General features: G+C 50.7%; 15 protein-coding genes. 10 read left to right on the top strand and 5 right to left on the bottom strand.

Annotated features, from left to right (window positions below; genetic code table 11):
* Window positions 1-8 precede the first annotated feature (8 nt).
* From B3Z23_RS08935 to phoC, 5 genes are all read left to right on the top strand, one after another.
* On the top strand, window positions 9-1,277 hold the full coding sequence (locus B3Z23_RS08935; RefSeq protein WP_294907019.1) for an ABC transporter substrate-binding protein: 1,269 nt from the start codon (window positions 9-11) through the stop codon (window positions 1,275-1,277).
* Window positions 1,274-2,197: a carbohydrate ABC transporter permease gene (locus tag B3Z23_RS08930; RefSeq protein ID WP_294907016.1), complete on the top strand. Its 924-nt coding sequence runs from the start codon at window positions 1,274-1,276 to the stop codon at window positions 2,195-2,197. Before B3Z23_RS08935 ends, B3Z23_RS08930 begins: the two co-directional genes overlap by 4 nt.
* On the top strand, window positions 2,185-3,027 hold the full coding sequence (locus B3Z23_RS08925) for a carbohydrate ABC transporter permease (RefSeq protein ID WP_294907014.1): 843 nt from the start codon (window positions 2,185-2,187) through the stop codon (window positions 3,025-3,027). The genes B3Z23_RS08930 and B3Z23_RS08925 overlap by 13 nt, the downstream gene beginning before the upstream one ends.
* A 12-nt stretch (window positions 3,028-3,039) precedes the next feature.
* Complete coding sequence (locus tag B3Z23_RS08920; protein WP_294907011.1) at window positions 3,040-3,954, top strand: metallophosphoesterase; 915 nt, start codon at window positions 3,040-3,042, stop codon at window positions 3,952-3,954.
* Window positions 3,955-4,099: 145 nt separating this feature from the next.
* Window positions 4,100-4,846: an acid phosphatase PhoC gene (gene phoC, locus B3Z23_RS08915; protein ID WP_294907008.1), complete on the top strand. Its 747-nt coding sequence runs from the start codon at window positions 4,100-4,102 to the stop codon at window positions 4,844-4,846.
* A 189-nt stretch (window positions 4,847-5,035) separates the two neighbouring features.
* Here the strand turns inward: phoC and pmrB are convergent, their stop codons facing one another.
* Together pmrB and pmrA are read right to left on the bottom strand one after the other, a co-directional pair.
* Window positions 5,036-6,139: a two-component system sensor histidine kinase PmrB gene (gene pmrB / locus B3Z23_RS08910; RefSeq protein WP_294907006.1), complete on the bottom strand. Its 1,104-nt coding sequence runs from the start codon at window positions 6,137-6,139 to the stop codon at window positions 5,036-5,038.
* A gap of 29 nt (window positions 6,140-6,168) precedes the next feature.
* The gene (gene pmrA, locus B3Z23_RS08905; protein WP_294907004.1) at window positions 6,169-6,825 is read right to left on the bottom strand and encodes a two-component system response regulator PmrA; all 657 of its coding nucleotides are present in this window, start codon (window positions 6,823-6,825) and stop codon (window positions 6,169-6,171) included.
* A 310-nt stretch (window positions 6,826-7,135) separates the two neighbouring features.
* Here pmrA and B3Z23_RS08900 point away from each other — a divergent pair, with 310 nt between their 5' ends.
* Window positions 7,136-7,633 carry a very short patch repair endonuclease gene (locus B3Z23_RS08900; RefSeq protein ID WP_294907001.1) on the top strand — a complete coding sequence of 166 codons (498 nt, stop codon included), beginning with the start codon at window positions 7,136-7,138 and terminating at the stop codon, window positions 7,631-7,633.
* A gap of 22 nt (window positions 7,634-7,655) precedes the next feature.
* On the opposite strand, the gene B3Z23_RS08895 is transcribed toward B3Z23_RS08900, so the two are convergent.
* Window positions 7,656-9,131: a catalase gene (locus B3Z23_RS08895; RefSeq protein ID WP_294906998.1), complete on the bottom strand. Its 1,476-nt coding sequence runs from the start codon at window positions 9,129-9,131 to the stop codon at window positions 7,656-7,658.
* Window positions 9,132-9,365: 234 nt separating this feature from the next.
* Here B3Z23_RS08895 and B3Z23_RS08890 point away from each other — a divergent pair, with 234 nt between their 5' ends.
* The 3 genes from B3Z23_RS08890 to B3Z23_RS08880 all read left to right on the top strand — a co-directional run bounded on the left by B3Z23_RS08890 (window position 9,366) and on the right by B3Z23_RS08880 (window position 12,296).
* Window positions 9,366-10,598, top strand: a complete 1,233-nt coding sequence (locus B3Z23_RS08890; RefSeq protein WP_294906995.1) for an MFS transporter — start codon at window positions 9,366-9,368, stop codon at window positions 10,596-10,598.
* 96 nt (window positions 10,599-10,694) lie between these two features.
* Window positions 10,695-11,318: a flavin reductase family protein gene (locus B3Z23_RS08885; protein ID WP_294906992.1), complete on the top strand. Its 624-nt coding sequence runs from the start codon at window positions 10,695-10,697 to the stop codon at window positions 11,316-11,318.
* Window positions 11,319-11,459: 141 nt separating this feature from the next.
* Window positions 11,460-12,296 (top strand): aldo/keto reductase, encoded by an 837-nt coding sequence (locus B3Z23_RS08880; RefSeq protein WP_294906989.1) that lies wholly within the window; start codon window positions 11,460-11,462, stop codon window positions 12,294-12,296.
* Window positions 12,297-12,457: 161 nt separating this feature from the next.
* Here B3Z23_RS08880 and mqo read toward each other — a convergent pair whose 3' ends face one another.
* Window positions 12,458-14,104, bottom strand: a complete 1,647-nt coding sequence (gene mqo, locus B3Z23_RS08875) for a malate dehydrogenase (quinone) (RefSeq protein WP_294906986.1) — start codon at window positions 14,102-14,104, stop codon at window positions 12,458-12,460.
* A gap of 372 nt (window positions 14,105-14,476) precedes the next feature.
* Here mqo and B3Z23_RS08870 point away from each other — a divergent pair, with 372 nt between their 5' ends.
* Complete coding sequence (locus tag B3Z23_RS08870; protein ID WP_294906983.1) at window positions 14,477-15,394, top strand: bestrophin family protein; 918 nt, start codon at window positions 14,477-14,479, stop codon at window positions 15,392-15,394.
* Between the two features lie 93 nt (window positions 15,395-15,487).
* Here the strand turns inward: B3Z23_RS08870 and B3Z23_RS08865 are convergent, their stop codons facing one another.
* Window positions 15,488-16,702 carry an MFS transporter gene (locus tag B3Z23_RS08865; RefSeq protein WP_294906980.1) on the bottom strand — a complete coding sequence of 405 codons (1,215 nt, stop codon included), beginning with the start codon at window positions 16,700-16,702 and terminating at the stop codon, window positions 15,488-15,490.
* Window positions 16,703-17,000: the final 298 nt, after the last annotated feature.

Genomic DNA, 17,000 nt, shown 5'->3' with positions numbered 1-17,000 from the left:
AGGAAACTATGGCTCCATTACGTCTGTCGCTGATGGCGGCACTACTGGCTGCAGGTTGTGCCTGTGCGGCTGAACCGGTCACCCTGCAAATGTATTACCCGATAGCTGTCGGCGGAAAAATCACCGCCACGGTTGACGGGCTGGTGTCAGATTTTGAAAAGACTCATCCGGATATTGTGATTAAACCGGTCTACACCGGAGATTATGCGACCACAGTCACTAAAGCCCTGACGGCTTTTCGTGGAGGTAACCCGCCACAGCTGGCAGTGATAGGCGATATTGAGGTCTATTCGTTGAAAGATGCTGGCGCGATAATCCCCGTGTCTGATCTGGCGAATGATGCCGAAGGCAAAAAATGGATTAACGGGTTCTATCCGGCATTTATCCGTCATATCGACGGTAAGGTCTGGAGTATCCCTTTCCAGCGTTCTACCGTAGTGCTGTACTGGAACAAAGATGCCTTTAAACGTGCCGGTCTGAACCCGGATACCCCCCCGCAAACCTGGCAGCAGGTCGAAGAATTTGGCCGCAAGCTGGTAGTAAAGCAGGGCGATACGGTTAGCCAGTGGGGAATCGAACTTCCCTCCACGCCAAATGGTTATTGGATATTACAGGCGATTGCCGCCACCAATGGCGCTACGCTCGATAATAATAAAGGGACGGCGGTCACTTTCAATACTCCTCAAACTGCTCAGGCACTTAGCTGGATGCATGATCTGGCGAGTCAATATGGTATTTCTCCGCCAGGTGCCATTAACTGGGGAACGACGCCGCAGGATTTCCTCGAGGGTAAAACCGCCATGATGGTCACCACCACCGGTAACCTCGGCACCGTACGTAGTACCGCAAAATTTCCGTTTGGTGTAGCAATGCTGCCGGAAAAAACCCAGCGAGGCAGCCCGACCGGCGGCGGTAACCTCTATCTGTTTAAAGGAGCCACTCCGGCACAACAGCAGGCGGCTTTGAGTTTTATGCGCTGGGTTTCGGCACCTGAACAGGCTGCCCGCTGGAGCATTGCTACCGGTTATGTGGCGACCTCTCCGGGGGCCTGGGAAACCACGCAGATGAAGGAATATGTTAAACAGTTCCCTCAGGCGCTGGTGGCCCGTGATCAGCTGAAATACTCACAACCCGAGTTATCAACCTATAACAGTGTCCAGGTTCAGCAGCTGTTAAATCATGCCACAGAAGCGGTGGTGACCGGCAGTAAAACGGCCCCGCAGGCGCTGGAGTCGGCCCAGCAGCAGGCTGACCGGATACTGAAGCGCTACCAATGACACAGTTAACCTCCGCGCTCAGCTCTGTCGGGACACTGCGGTCATCATTGGCCTTAAGAACCCAACTCTATGGCTATCTGCTGTTAATGCCGGCACTGGTGTTTCTGCTGGCATTTACCCACTATCCCGCACTGGCAACGTTGTGGGACAGCCTGAGAAGCGCTCCGCACGGCACAACCCCCGGCAAGTTTGTCGGGGTAGCCAACTATCTGTCGGTGTTTAGTGATGATGTGTTCCGCCAGTCACTCATTAACAATCTGAAATACGCTCTGATTACCATCCCGGCTTCGGTGATACTGGCATTGCTGATGGCGATGGCGGTCAATCGCGGCATGAAAGGTGACGGTTGGGTCAGAACGGTATTTTTTATGCCCGCGCTACTGCCAATGGTGGCGATTGCCAATCTGTGGCTGTTTTTCTACTCGCCGCAAACGGGTTTGTTAAACCAGCTAATGGCCTGGTTTGGTTTACCGGCACATAACTGGCTCGGGGATCCGGATAGCGCTTTGTACTGCCTGATGGCTGTTACGGTGTGGCGGGAAGCAGGTTTTTTTATGATTTTTTACCTGGCTGGTTTACAGCAGATCGACCCTCGGCTGGCAGAAGTCGCCAGGGTGGAAGGTGCCGGCAGGGGATATTTTTTTCGGCGGGTTCAGTGGCCACTGCTGATGCCCACCACCCTGTTTATTCTGATCAATGCCACGATGAATGCGTTTCGTATCGTTGATCAGGTGATAGCCATGACCAATGGTGGCCCGGATAACAGTACCAGTCTGCTGTTGTTTTATATCTATCAGACGGCATTCAGCTTCTGGGATACCGCCTCTGCGGCCGCCATGACCATGGTGCTGCTGATGCTGCTTGGAACGGTCGCCATCCTCAAATTTCGTTTTATGGACAAGCGCGCATGGTATCAATAGCTGTTTCCGGACGTGCTTCCCGCCGCTCCGGACTGACCCTGCTGGTGAATTTACTTATCGGGGCCGGTGCATTGTTCTGGGCGCTGCCACTCCTCATTGCGGTGTGGGTCGCCTTTCATCCGGTCAGCGATCAGGCCAGTTTCCGTCTGTTGTCGCCACTGACATTTCAAAACTTTGTTACCGCCTGGCACAGTGCACCCTTTGCACAGTACTTTATTAATACCACTTTACAGGTATTGCTGATTGTCTCAGCACAGCTGGTGCTGGCGACCCTGGCCGCCTATGCGCTGGTGCGGTTCCGGTTAAAAGGCGGGGGCTTTATTTTTGCATTGATCCTGCTGCAACTGATGATAAGCCCCGATGTACTGATTCTGAATAACTACAAAACCATCAGCGCGCTGGGGCTCAGGGATACCCTCACCGGGATTGCTTTACCGTATTTTGCCTCAGCTTTCGCTATCTTTTTACTGCGTCAAACGTTCAAAAGTATCCCGCTGGTGCTGGAAGAGGCTGCCATTATTGAGGGGGCCAGCCGGATGATGATCCTTTGGCGGGTATATGTTCCGTTGGCCTTTCCGGTGTATGTCGCATTTATCCTGGTGTCTGTCAGCTTCCACTGGAACGATTTTCTCTGGCCACTGGTGATCACCGATTCTGTTAACGTCAGACCGCTGACGGTGGGGTTACAGCTGTTTTCAGCGCCGGAACAGGGGGTTCAGTGGGCGCTGATTAGTGCCGGGACTTTGATGACTTCGGCACCGTTACTGGTGATGTTTCTGCTGTTTCAGCGTCAGTTTGTTCAGTCATTTATGCGGGCAGGGATCCGCTAACCGGAGTATTGCATGTGTGAGTTAAGTGCCGCCCAACGCCAGGCGCTGGCAGATATCGCGCCAGTCTATCAGTTACCAGAGGTCACAGAAAAACAACCGAAGCGGTTAAGAGTTGCTCTGTTGGCCGATCCACAGTTTGCTGATATCAGCCCCGATTATGGCAAAGGCTTGTATTACCCCTCGGCGCTGAAAAAACTCCCGGCACTGTTCAGCCAGTTGAATGCGATGGATCTCGATCTGGTCGTAACTCTGGGGGATATTGTCGATCGAGAATGGCAGGATTATCAACAGATACTACCGCTCTATGATCAGCTGAAACATCCTCATTTGTTTATCACCGGTAATCATGATGCGGCAGTGATCAGTCGTCAACTGGAGCAGTATTCTCCAGCCTTGCCGCTACCTAAGCATTATTTTGCCTTGCAGACCGACCATTATCGGTTGCTGGCGCTGGATGGTAACGATATCAGTTTTTATGCCACTTCGGCACAACCCGAAGAACGCCGCCAGGCAGAGCAGTTCTATGCGGCTCTCACTATTGCTCGTGAACCGCAGGCGCAAACCTGGAATGGGGGGATTGGTCAGCAGCAGTATCTGTGGATTGAACAGCAGTTAACAGAAGCGCATCGTCAGCAGCAACAGGTGATTGTGTTAGGCCATTTCCCTTTGGCGCCTGCCGGTATCCATCGCCTGTGGAACGGCGAGCAAATCGCGGACCTGCTAACCCGCCACCGGGTGGTTGCCAGTTTTCATGGACACGACCACCGGGGAAGCCTTGACACCCGCCATAAGACACAGTTTGTCACGTTGCGAGGCTTACTGGATGGTGCCAGCACTGTGCCATTTATGGTGGCAGATTTTAGCGGGCAGGGGATGACACTGACCGATCACCAGATACTGATCACTCCCGAGGGTGACAAAATTTGATTTTTCCAGTTAATTTTGCAGATAAATGCCATTCTTTAGCGGGGTAAAGCCGTTGTAATGAACTGTGATCGGTACATGAGAACCGGGCAAATGTGACATGGTAACGTTATCTTTCTTCGGGAATGTATCAATAAAAGGACTTAATATGATCAAAAAAACCACGGCGTTACTAATTTCCGCTTTGCTTTTCAGCGCTACCGCAGCAGTGGCAGCCACCCCCGCAGGGGATGATGCCACCACTAAACCCAATCTCTATTACCTTACCAACAGCCAGTCTATTGATAGTCTGGCTCTGTTGCCACCTCCGCCAGCTATCGGCAGTATTGCTTTTTTAAACGATCAGGCCATGTATGAGCAGGGTCGTTTACTGCGAAATACGCCACGCGGACGTCAGGCTGCAGAGGATGCCAATCTGGACAGTGGTGGCATTGCTACTGCATTTTCGGCGGCATTTGGCCGCAATATCACGGCAAAAGATACCCCTCAACTGCACAAACTACTGACCAATATGATCGAAGATGCCGGTGACCTGGCGACGCGTTCAGCTAAACAATATTATATGCGGATCCGGCCTTTTGCTTTCTACCAGGTGGCCACCTGTAATACCCGTCAGCAGGGGGAACTGTCCACTAACGGATCTTATCCTTCCGGGCATACTTCCATCGGCTGGGCAACTGCACTGGTGTTGGCAGAAATTAATCCACAGCGGCAGAATGAGATTCTGAAACGTGGCTATGAACTGGGCCAAAGCCGGGTCATTTGTGGTTATCACTGGCAGAGTGATGTGGATGCTGCACGGGTAGTGGCTTCGGCGATTGTTGCCACATTACACACATCCCCCGCTTTTATGCAGCAACTGGCAAAAGCCAAAGCGGAATTTTCGGGACGCTAATTCGGATAGCCAACAGAAGTTTTATGTCCCCTTAATATTTTCTTAATTTTTAGTGGCGATACTCTCCTGACAAACAAGACAGGAGAGTATAATGAACAAAGCCATTGCTGTTTCATTTTCTGAATTAAGTGCCACATTGTTTAGTCTGTGTGTGGCGGCGATGTTTCTGGTGGTCTGGTTCAGCAGTTATTAGTCTGTCCGACTCGCCGGGCCGTTAAACCTGACTGTTGCCCGACATCCCTGTTTATCGGTGCGGTTAGCCAGATAAAAACTGGCGCCATGCAACTGGCAGATACGGGAGACAATGCTTAACCCCAGTCCAATGCCGCCATATCGGCTGTCCATCCGGCTGAACGCCTTACTGAGTTCGCCGGCTTTGCTCTCATCAATGCCCGGGCCTTCATCTTCCACTGCCAGTTCAATCTGCGGGCTGCCATTTTCCACGGTCACTCGTTGAACACTGACCTGCAGAGTCGTATGTTCCGGACTGTACCGGTGGGCATTTTCCACCAGGTTACGAACCACCAGCTGAATCAGAGTCGGGTCGCCTTTAACCTCATAATCCGCAGGCTGTTCGGGCAGTATCAGGTGTTGGTGGCGTAACTTAATCATGGTCAGCAAGCTGTCACGCAGTGGCTCAGTGACAGCACTGACCAAAGGAACCTGCTGATAATTCCCCGCGTCGAACGACTGGCCGATACGTGCCAGTTGCAGAAGTTGCGAAACACTACTGGTCATCTGGTCGAGGCGCAGAATCAGAGCAGACATATCAATATGTTGCTGTTTGGCGATCAGTTCCAGATGTAAACGCAATCCGGCCAGCGGGGTCCTGAGCTCATGGGCCACATCGGCAGTAAATAACCTCTCACGCGCCAGGGTAGCGGTCATCCGTTCGACCATATCATTTATCGAATGAATAACGGCATCCACTTCCAGAATGGCGCTCTGATATTCAATCGGTTGCAGGTTAAATTCAGTCCGTTTTTCCAGCTGAAATCGCAGTTCGGTAAGTGGCCGGGTAATACGCTTTACTGCCTGCCAGCACAGCAGTAAGGCCACAGAAATCATAATCAGGCTGGGGAGGGCCAGACTGGCAACCGCATCATGAATCTCCTTCTCGACATGCGATTGTTCATTCCGATGTTGCAGTACGCTTGTCACCAGAAGATCAATCTGCTCTTTACTTTCATGCCACAACCACAGGACACAGATGGCCTGGCAAAACAATAAAATGGCACCAAGGGATATCAGTAGCCGACGACGTAAGGTGGTTGGTTTAGGTTTTTTTTTCAAGATTGCCTAAGCCTCACTAGATTTTGCGCTTATTTAAGTAACGCATAGCCGAAGCCGCGTACGGTACGAATACGTTTTTTGCCGATTTTATCGCGCAGATTATGAATGTGTACTTCCAGCGTGTTTGTGGAAGGTTCATTACCCCAGTTATAGATATCGTTATACAGGATTTCACGGTGTACCGGGCTGCCCGCTTTCATCATCAGTCTGGCCAACAAAGCGTACTCTTTGGGCGTCAGTTCCAGTAATTCCTCCCCGCGAAACACCTGGCGATGAGTGGTATCCAGCGAAAGATCGTCTACCGTCAGCAGGTTAATACTTTGGTTATTATGCCGACGGATCAACGCACGGATACGGGCATTTAGCTCTTCCAGTGCAAAAGGTTTGATCAGATAGTCGTCAGCGCCGCTGTCCAGTCCGATAATCCGGTCACTGAGGGTGTCCCTGGCCGTAAGAATAAGTACCGGCAGGCTAACCTTCTGGCGGCGCAGTCTCAGGAGCAGATGAATGCCATCTTCATCCGGCAGCCCAAGATCGAGTATCATCAGACTGTACTGAGACACTTTCAGACTCTGTTCAGCATCGCGTGCATTCGTCACGCCGTCACAGATGTATCCTTCGTCCTGCATCGCAATGATCAGGCCTTGCGACAACAAAGTATCATCTTCGACAATCAGTATTTTCATTAACTGCTCCGCCACGGCTGTAATAAATCATCTGAGGGGGTGAAACACGTCAGATCTTTTGACAACGTGGTATCCTGCATATTCACTTTCATCATACCTGACAGGGCTATTTTCGCTATATTGTGAACGTTTAAGGTTAGGAAAACCTTAAGCGACTTAATCATTGAGGTGATTTTTAAGCGCTAACCCATTGATATACCTTGCTGTGCACAACAGGCAGATTAAGAGGCTTAAGTTTTTAAGCTATTTTATATACAGCGCTGCTCTCTTTTACAGCCGCGCTGGCAGACTGCAGACCCGGAGGATCATCATGGCCGATGTTCACGATTCCGCCACCCGTAGCAAAAATATGCGTGCTATACGTCCGCAGGGGACCCGCATAGAAAAGCAACTGTTGCAGTTGCTAAACTCGCTGGAGATTGCGGTAACTCAGCAGGTCCGGGAACTGCCGGGTCGTCCGGATTTTGTATTACCAGACAGAAAAAAAATCATATTTACCCATGGTTGTTTCTGGCATCGTCACCACTGTGGTTTATATAAACTGCCGGCTACCCACAGCGAATTCTGGCGGGATAAAATTGGTCGCAACGTGGTGCGTGATCAGCAGAACCTGGCGAAATTACACCAGCAGGGATGGACGGTACTGATTATCTGGGAATGTGCCATGAAGGGGAAAAACCGGCTAAGCGAAACGCAACTCAGTGAGCGGGTTGAAGAGTGGGTTTGTGTCTCAGAGTCATCGGCAGAAATCGGTGAACAGGGTATTCGCTTACTGGATAACGAGACGATTCCCCCGGCCGGAGACTGACGGTCGGCCGGAGGGTGACGGTCTATTTTTTACCAGAGGCCCGTGCTGCCGTTACCTTCGCGGCAATCTTGTCACCTGTTGCGCTGTCAATATTACGCCAGTAGTCAAATGCCCGTGAAAGCACCGGTTCTTCGACGCCATTGAGCAGATGTCCACTGACATTGTCGACCAGACGCTGACGGGCCGCATCATCCATGACCTGATTAATCAGAGCATTGGCCTGGCCCACATCATCATCTTCCGCATGCAGTGAATAAGGCTGATGTACCAGATCACCACTGGTATGCCAGGACGAGTCGGTTGGGTAGTTCTGACCATCCGCCTTTGGCCCACCTTTTGAGTTAGGAGCATAGACCGGATCGCTCACCGGAGTCATCCGCATCGCTCCATCTTTGCTGTAGCTGTGTACCGGTGATTGTGGAGCATTGACCGGGATTTGCTTATAGTTTACGCCCAGTCTGGCACGATGAGCGTCCGCATAGGCAAATACCCGACCGAGCAGCATTTTATCCGGACTCAGGCCGATGCCTGGCACCAGATTATTCGGTTCAAACGCCGCCTGTTCAATCTGTGCATGGTTATCAGTCGGGTTACGGTCCAGACTCAGAGTACCCACTTTAATCAGCGGATAATCGGTATGTGGCCAGACTTTGGTCAGGTCGAAAGGATTAAACCGGTAATTTTCAGCCTCATCAAATGGCATGATTTGCATATATAGCGTCCACTGCGGGTAATCGCCTTTTTTGATGGCATTGAACAGATCACGGACATGGAAATCGCCATCCGCCCCGGCCAACTGATCGGCTTGCTGTTGACTGAGACACTCTACGCCCTGGTGGGTTTTGAAGTGATATTTCACCCAGAATTTCTCGCCGGCCGCATTCACCCACATATAGGTATGGCTGGAATAACCATTCATATGACGCCAGCTTTTAGGGATACCACGGTCACCCATCAGCCAGGTCACCTGATGTGACGACTCCGGAGATAACGTCCAGAAGTCCCACTGCATTTCATTATCACGCAGGTTATTATCAGCACGACGTTTCTGCGAGCGGATGAAATGCTGAAACTTCATTGGGTCGCGGATAAAGAAAACCGGAGTATTGTTTCCCACTAAATCGTAATTACCTTCAGTGGTATAAAATTTAATCGCAAACCCGCGTGGGTCTCGCCAGGTATCGGGGCTGCCACGTTCACCGGCCACGGTAGAAAAACGCATCACTACGTCGGTCTTGACACCTGGCTGGAACAGAGCAGCACGGGTATATTGGCTGACATCTTCGGTGACCTGAAAGGTACCAAATGCGCCGCTGCCTTTGGCGTGAGGCTGGCGTTCCGGAATCCGTTCCCGGTTAAAGTTTGCCATCTGTTCAATCAGATAATGGTCATGCAATACCAACGGACCGTCCGGACCGACCGATAAAGAGTGTTCATCACTGGCTACAGGGATCCCGGCGTCGGTAGTTGTTATTTTAGGTTTATTATCATTGCTCATGCTGCTTCTCCATAATTATTCCAGGGTTATCAGACACCGTCTAAGCATAGCTGAAATGCCCGGTTAGTCAGGAAATTGTGAAAAAAACACGGTAATAAGATCCCGGTAGCTGAGTTTTCGCCAATTTGTGCGGTGACAGAATAAATTATGCAGCTCTGTTATTTAGTTTATATGAATGGATGCGTTATTCTTGCCTGCTAATAATAATCCTGCATATTAATCTGGAGTTTTGCTATGGACTCTTCCTCCGGAGAGCCTTCGTCACGTATTTTTCATCATCATGGCTTCCGTTGTTATTTAGTGGCGCAAACCTGTTCGACACTCAGTTTTCAGATTATCTCTCTGGCCGTCAGTTGGCAGCTCTATGCCATGACCCACAGTGCTTTTATGCTGGGGATGATTGGATTGATGCAGTTTGTACCGTCGGTATTACTGGCACTCCCCGCCGGCCATCTGGCCGATCAGTACAACCGTAAGACGCTTATCATCGGTGGTCAGACGGTGGAGTTGTTATCGGTCGTGGGTCTGGCTTTGCTGCCGTTTTTTGCTGCCGACAGCACCACGTTACTGCTGACCCTGGTGTTTCTGTTCTCTCTGGCCCGTGCTTTCGAAAGCCCGTCGATGACGTCATTGTTGCCTGCGCTGTTACCTGCGGGGTTATTGCCAAAGGGAATGGCCACCACCCAGGTCTTTCGTGAAGCGATGGTCATTGCAGGCCCAATGGCCGGGGGAATACTGTATGTTATCTCGCCGCTGGCAGCTTACGGTACTGCGGCAGTGGCCTATGTCATTTCATTACTGTTTATCCGGAACCTGCGTTATGAACGCGAGGCCGTGAAAGCCCTGCCGATGACGTTTAAAAATCTGTTTGCCGGGCTGGATTTCATATTCAAACGCAAAGATGTGCTGGGTGTGATTTCTTTAGATTTGTTTGCGGTGTTATTAGGTGGCGTTACGGCATTACTTCCCATTTTTGCTCATGATGTGCTGCATACCGGAGCCTGGGGCCTGGGAGCCTTACGCGCCGCGCCGTCTGTGGGGGCATTGATCACCGGTATCTGGATAAGCCGTACCAGTTTTCAGAAGCACACCGGGATGATTATGTTTGGCTGTGTCGCTGGATTTGGTCTGGCGACCCTGGTTTTCGCCTTATCTCATAATGTGGTGTTATCACTGTTGGCGCTGGTAGCATTGGGGGGCTTTGACATGGTCAGCATGGTGATTCGTGGTGCGATGGTGCAACTGGATACCCCGGATGAAATGCGGGGCAGGGTCAATGCAGTGAACTCTGTGTTTATCAATACCTCCAATCAGCTTGGCGAGTTTGAGACCGGAGTCATGGCCAGTGCCATTGGTGCGGTCCCGGCATCAGTACTGGGCGGTATAGGTACCATTGTGGTCGTGGGATTATGGATGGTGATGTTTCCGCAACTACGCCGTCGCCAGAAGCTGGCAGAAACCCGGTAACATAGCATTGGCGGTTCACAGTGCGGAGAGACGGGTCTCACTGCACTCTGCACATTATTTTTCACTGTTCCCGGATAACTCAATTAGGAGTAATCGATGTCCACCGATCGTTATACCTACCAGCCCCGTCATGGCCACGGACTTCCGCACGACCCACTGAATGCCATTATCGGCCCCCGGCCGATTGGCTGGATCAGCTCACATGACGGGCAGGGTAATCATAATCTGGCACCGTACAGCTTTTTTAACTGCTTTAATTACACGCCTCCGTTGATTGGCTTCTCAAGCACCGGCTGGAAAGACAGTGTCGCCAATATTGATAAGACCGGTGAATTTGTCTGGAATCTGGCCACCCGGCCACTGGCTGAAGCGATGAATGCCAGTTCTGCCCCCTTGCCTGCAGATAAGGATGAGTTTCGCTTTGCGGGGCTGAACACACTGCCTTCCCAACAGGTGTCTGCATTGCGGGTCGCGGAAAGTCCGGTGCATTTTGAATGCCGGTTAACTCAGTGTGTGCGGTTGCAGGACGCGGGCGGCAATGCACTGCAAACCTGGCTGGTACTCGGGGAAGTCGTGCAGGTGCATATCGACAGACAACTGCTTGACGAAGGCATTTACCAGACCAGTCGCGCACAGCCAATCCTTCGTGCCGGCGGGCCATCGGCCTATTACGGGATCAGCGATGAACAGCGCTTTGATCTGTTCCGTCCAACGTTATAAACCCCGGCCATTGCTCTGTTGCAGATACAGTAAAAAGGGGGAGGAGGAGCTGTCACTGGAAATTTATCCGGTCAGGCACTATACATGAACATTCAGACATTCACTCAATCGCTGATCCCACGATCAGCCCGGGAGTAAACGATGAAGAGCCTGAAAATTGACGGTCAGACCCTGCCAGCCATCGGTATGGGAAGCTGGCGTTTGGGACAGGGACGATATCCGGAAGCGGAGGAGGTCGCGGCGCTCAACTACGGTCTGTCGCACGGACTGAAGGTGATTGACACCGCAGAAATGTATGGTGATGGCGATTCAGAGATCCTGATCGGTAAGGCGTTAAAAAACCAGCGTGAAAAGGCATGGCTGGTTTCTAAAGTCTACCCCTGGAATGCTTCGGTCTCAGGAATGAAGGCGGCCTGCGAGCAGAGTTTACAACGATTACAGACTGATTATCTCGATCTCTACCTGTTGCACTGGGCTTCTGAATATCCACTGGAGGAAATTGTGGATGGATTTCAGCAACTGCAACAACAGGGAAAAATCAAGGCATGGGGTGTTTCTAATTTTGATACCCGGGCAATGAAACAACTCTGGCAGACGCCGGGGGGACAAGAGTGCTGCGTTAACCAGATTTTTTACAATCCTCAGGCTCGTGGCACCGAGTTTTCTTTATTACCCTGGTGTGCAGAGCACGGGGTGGCAGTGATGGCGTATTCGCCCCTCGGTGGTCATGAAGGCGGATTACTCAATCATCCATTAATCAGACAACTGGCGAAAAAGTACCAGTGTGGCTCTTCGGCTATTGTGCTGAGCTGGGCTATCCGCGATGGTAATGTACTGGCTATTCCTGAATCCGGTTCCGAAAATCATATCGCCGCGAACCTGGAAGCTCTGACTCTCGAACTCAGTGATGAGGACCTGTTGGAGATAGACAAACATTTTGCGCCGCCAGCACGTGAACAGCCATTAGAGATCCGCTAACCTGATCCGCTTATTGGTGGCGGTGAGCACAAATGCAGTCGTTAGGATACTGACACTGACCGAACGAGATTATCGGTAAACCGGTCATGGGATTACGCTAAGTGCACAGCCTCCCCGGGTCGTCGGGGAGGCTGTGTGTAGTACTTAACCCGTCTGTGTTTTTACAGCGCTAAATCCTGCTGAGGCGTGGACTGACGAGCAGGAGTGCTCTCTGGCGCGGTAGCTTGTGCTGCCGGCATCACAATGACCGGGGGTTTGGTGAGTTGCAGGGCCTGGGCAGTTTCATCCCACACCTGCTGCGTAAGCTGAACATTACCGTTTAATTTCTGTCCATAGGTTGGCACCAGACTGCGAATTTTTTGCTGCCATTGTGGTGTTTTAACCTGCTCACTGAACAGTTTTTCGATAACATTTAGTGTGATCGGCGCAGCGGTCGAGGCACCCGGTGAGGCTCCCAGTAATGCCGCGATGGTTTTTTGCTGGTCGGTCACCACTTCGGTCCCCAGTTTCAACACGCCACCTTTCTGCGGATCTTTTTTGACGATCTGTACGCGCTGTCCGGCCTGCCACAGATGCCAGTCCGCTTGTCTGGCTTGCGGATAATACTCTTTTAATGCCGCAAACCTGTCTTCATCAGACAGCATCACCTGACCTATCAGATATTTCACCAGGTCAAAATTATCGATACCCACATGGGCCATCGGCAGGAGGTTATGGGTGGTGGTGGCACTCAGCAGATCAAACAATGAGCCATTTTTCAGGTACTTGGTCGAGAAGGTCGCGAAGGGACCAAACAGCACCACTTTCTTTCCGTCAAGGTGACGAATATCAATATGCGGAACTGACATCGGTGGCGCGCCGACCGACGCCTGTCCATAGACTTTCACGGCATGGCGTTCGGTAACCTCGGGGTTTTCCGTGACCAGGAAAGACCCCCCCACCGGGAAACCTCCATAGTTTTCTGCTTCCGGAATACCGGTTTCCTGTAACAGCTTCAGCGCCGCACCGCCGGCCCCGATAAATACATAACGGGCATCGATTTCATGACTGGTGTGATTTTTCAAATCATTCACCGTCACATGCCAGCTGTTATCCGGATTACGGCTGAATGCAGTCACTTCGGTGGACAGTTCAAGACGGAATCCCGGCCGGGTTTTCAGCGAGGAGACCAGCTGACGGGTAATTTCACCATAATTTACATCCGTACCCAGTGGTGTCCAGGTAGCCGCGACTTTTTGCGACGGAGAGCGGCCTTCAATTACCAGCGGGGCCCACTGTTTAATCTGATTCTGATCAGTCGAAAATTTCATGCCCTGGAACAGGGTGCTGGTTTGCAGTGCCTGATAGCGTTTGGTCAGGTATTCCACATTCGCATCACCCCAGACAAAACTCATGTGGGGGGCAGAATTGATAAAAGAGTGGGGGTTGTTCAGTGTTCCTTGTCTGACCAGTGAAGACCAGAACTGGCGTGAGATCATAAATGATTCATTGATCTCCAGGGCTTTACTGATATCAATCGAACCATCGGCACGCTGCGGCGTATAGTTAAGCTCCATATTCGCAGAGTGGCCCGTACCGGCGTTGTTCCAGCCATTTGATGACTCTTCGGCCACACCGTCCAGCCTTTCCACCATGATCTGTTTCCAGTCTGGCTGGAGTTCATTCAGCCATGTGCCCAGAGAGGCACTCATAATTCCGCCACCAATCAGTAACACATCGGTTTTTTCGCTGGCCGCGCTGACATTCTGGCTAACAGTGGTCAGGGTAAGCAGGGAGAGGCTGAAAGCTATTTTTTTTGAAAAAGTCATATTACGCCTGGTCATTGTGAAAAACTGGCCGGAAGTGTAACGGGAATTGTGTCTATATGTGAATTAATTTATCTATTTATTTTAATTCATATATGTATATCAATCGAGCGATTTATTTTCATGTTATTGATTTTAAGGTTTTTAATGGGTTTTAATTCTATAGGGGGAATATTGATATCGAGGTCCGGTCGCGGGATTAATGACCAAATGTTACAAACATCCTGATGGGATTTTCATGACAATCTCCCTCATGTGAAAGTGAAATTAAGCAGGGGTCAGGGAAATTTTAGCCTTTAAGATGAACTGTTTGCGCCTCATCACATCAGATTTATTGTATAATCCTTAAGATTAGATACCTGACACAAAATCATCATGATTATCCGTAAACCTCAGCACTGGTTTCTTCGCCTGTTTGACTGGCATGGTTCAGTCCTGCCGAAAATTTCTTTTCAACTGACACTGAATATTATGATGTCAGTGATAGCACTGCTCAGCCTGCCCTGGTACGAAACCCTGAATGTCAGGCTGACGACCGCGCCTTTTAGCCTGCTCGGGGTCTCTATTGCGGTGTTTCTTGGCTTCCGGAATAACGCCAGCTATTCACGCTTCCTGGAGGCCCGGCTGTTGTGGGGGACCTTACTGATTCATAACCGAATTTTACTTCGCCAGTTGCACTCTGTACTGCCAAAAAATTCCCCGGAATTGATGACCTTTGCCAGATTACTCACCGCATTTGCCTATGCCTTAAAACATCAGTTAAGAAAAAGCGGTTCCGATGAGGATTTACTGCGCTTACTTCCGGAAGAATATCGCCAGCAGGTGATGACCAGTCCGTTTCGCGCTAACCGCATATTGCTGGTGATCGGGATGTTTCTTGGCGACTTACGTCGCCGGGGCGCTATCTCAGATATTGTTTTTAGCGAAGTAGATCAGGCTTTTCGTCAGTTAGAAATTATTCTGGGTGGCTGCGAACGGTTAGCCAATACCCCCATACCTTTTGCTTACACCCTGATCCTGCACCGGACAGTGTACTTGTTTTGTTCTCTGCTGCCGTTTGCGCTGATTACCGAATTACACTATCTGACTATCCTGGTTTCGGCATTTATTTCTTATACCTTCCTGTCGCTGGAAGCGTTAGCAGAAGAGCTTGAGCATCCGTTTGGTACTGAATCTAACCAGTTGCCACTGGACGCGATGTGTATTGTCATTGAACGACATATGCTGGAGATGAATGACCAGTCACCGTTGCCAGAACTGTGGTTGCCAGACAGTAAATTTAATCTGACCTGAGGGTACGAAATTAACGGAGACTGCAGGGCGGGCAATTCGGCCTGCGAGAGTCAGTCAATGGCGGCCCGCAGGCCGCCAGTACAAGGATGCCACTTACTCCGATGAAATCAATTTACCGGCCTGCTGAGCAGAACGGAATGTGATGCTCAGATAAATCAGGTTAATCAGGATGACCACCGCCGACGCCAGGAACACCCAGCGCATCCCCAGGGCTGCGGAGGTGACCGACCCCAGAAGGGGACCAGTGACATTCCCCAGATTCATAAACGACTGGTTGTAACCAAAAACCCGCCCGGACACTTCCCTGGAGGAGTAAGTCAGCAGTAGCGACTGAATCGCCGGGAACATGGCCCCGTCAGCAAATCCCAGTAAAAAACGCAGTATCGAAAACTGCGGAACACTGTTAACCAGTGACATTAGCGTCAGTAAAATAATAAACATCACAAAGGCGACCGAAATAATGCGCTTCGGTCCTATTCTGTCACTCATTCTGCCCCAGACGGGGGCGGATATCAGGGCAGACATCCCGGGTAGTGCGGCAATAAAACCACTGATAAAGGCAATATTATTACTGTCCGGGGAAAGTTGATGAACATATAAATAGAGGATCGGGTTGACCGAGCCGTTACATAACTGAACCACCAGGGTACAGAATAACAGACACAGGATAACCCTTGCGGAAGGGACGGTTTTCCAGACCGAGACCGGTTTACTGCGTTGTGTATTCTTAGGAACGACGCGCGGCTCTTCTTTAATAAAAGCGATGGTGACCAGGGTTGCCAGCACCAGTAACGAGGTTGTCACGTGAAAAACCGGCCGTAATCCGACGTGGTCCGCCAGATACCCCCCCAGCAAGGGGCCCCCCAGAAATCCACTGATTTGCGCGGTAGACAAAATACTTAGCGCCCAGCCACTTTTTCCTTTAGGGACCTGAGTGGCAATCAGCGCCATGGCATTAGGAATATACCCTGAAGCCAGCCCCATCAGCCCACGTAATACCAGCAACTGCCAGGCATGAGTCACCATTCCCTGGAAAAAGATCGCAATCGCCATTCCGACAGCGGCCCGAATCAGCATCAGTTTACGACCTTTACTGTCTGCCAGGCGGCCCCACATGGGCGACACAATGGCAGAGACCAGGAAGGTAATACTAAACGTCATCCCCGACCAGAGTGTCAGACTGGCAGTATCATAACTTCCTAACTGAGAAATATAGAGCGGAAGGAAAGGTAAAATCTGGCTGGTACCCAGGCCTGTAATAAAACATCCCAGCCAGAGGGAAAACAGGTTCTTTTTCCAGGAAATCATAAGCAACAAAGGCGTCTGTTCAGCTGTCGGAGGCGAAAGTATACGCCAGCGCTGCAATAATTGGCAGAGAGAAGCCCAACTAAGCCATTGAAATTAAGAGACAGAGCAAGAAATTAGCATTTTTTAGCCATTACCTGTACGGCAACGGTTATCCCTTTTCCTGAATAACCTCATTTCCTCTGACAATCATCAGTGTTATTACGCGGAGATGTTATAACCAGACCTGCCAAATAACTGTTGTGGTTAAACATTCTGCTACCGCTCAACAACACAGAATTAAAATCCCGGAGGGTGATTA

It is taken from the genome of Tatumella sp. UBA2305 (assembly GCF_002345795.1).
Taxonomy (GTDB): domain Bacteria; phylum Pseudomonadota; class Gammaproteobacteria; order Enterobacterales; family Enterobacteriaceae; genus Tatumella; species Tatumella morbirosei.
Note: the sequence above shows the minus strand (reverse complement) of the source record. Positions and strands in the feature narration are given on the sequence as shown.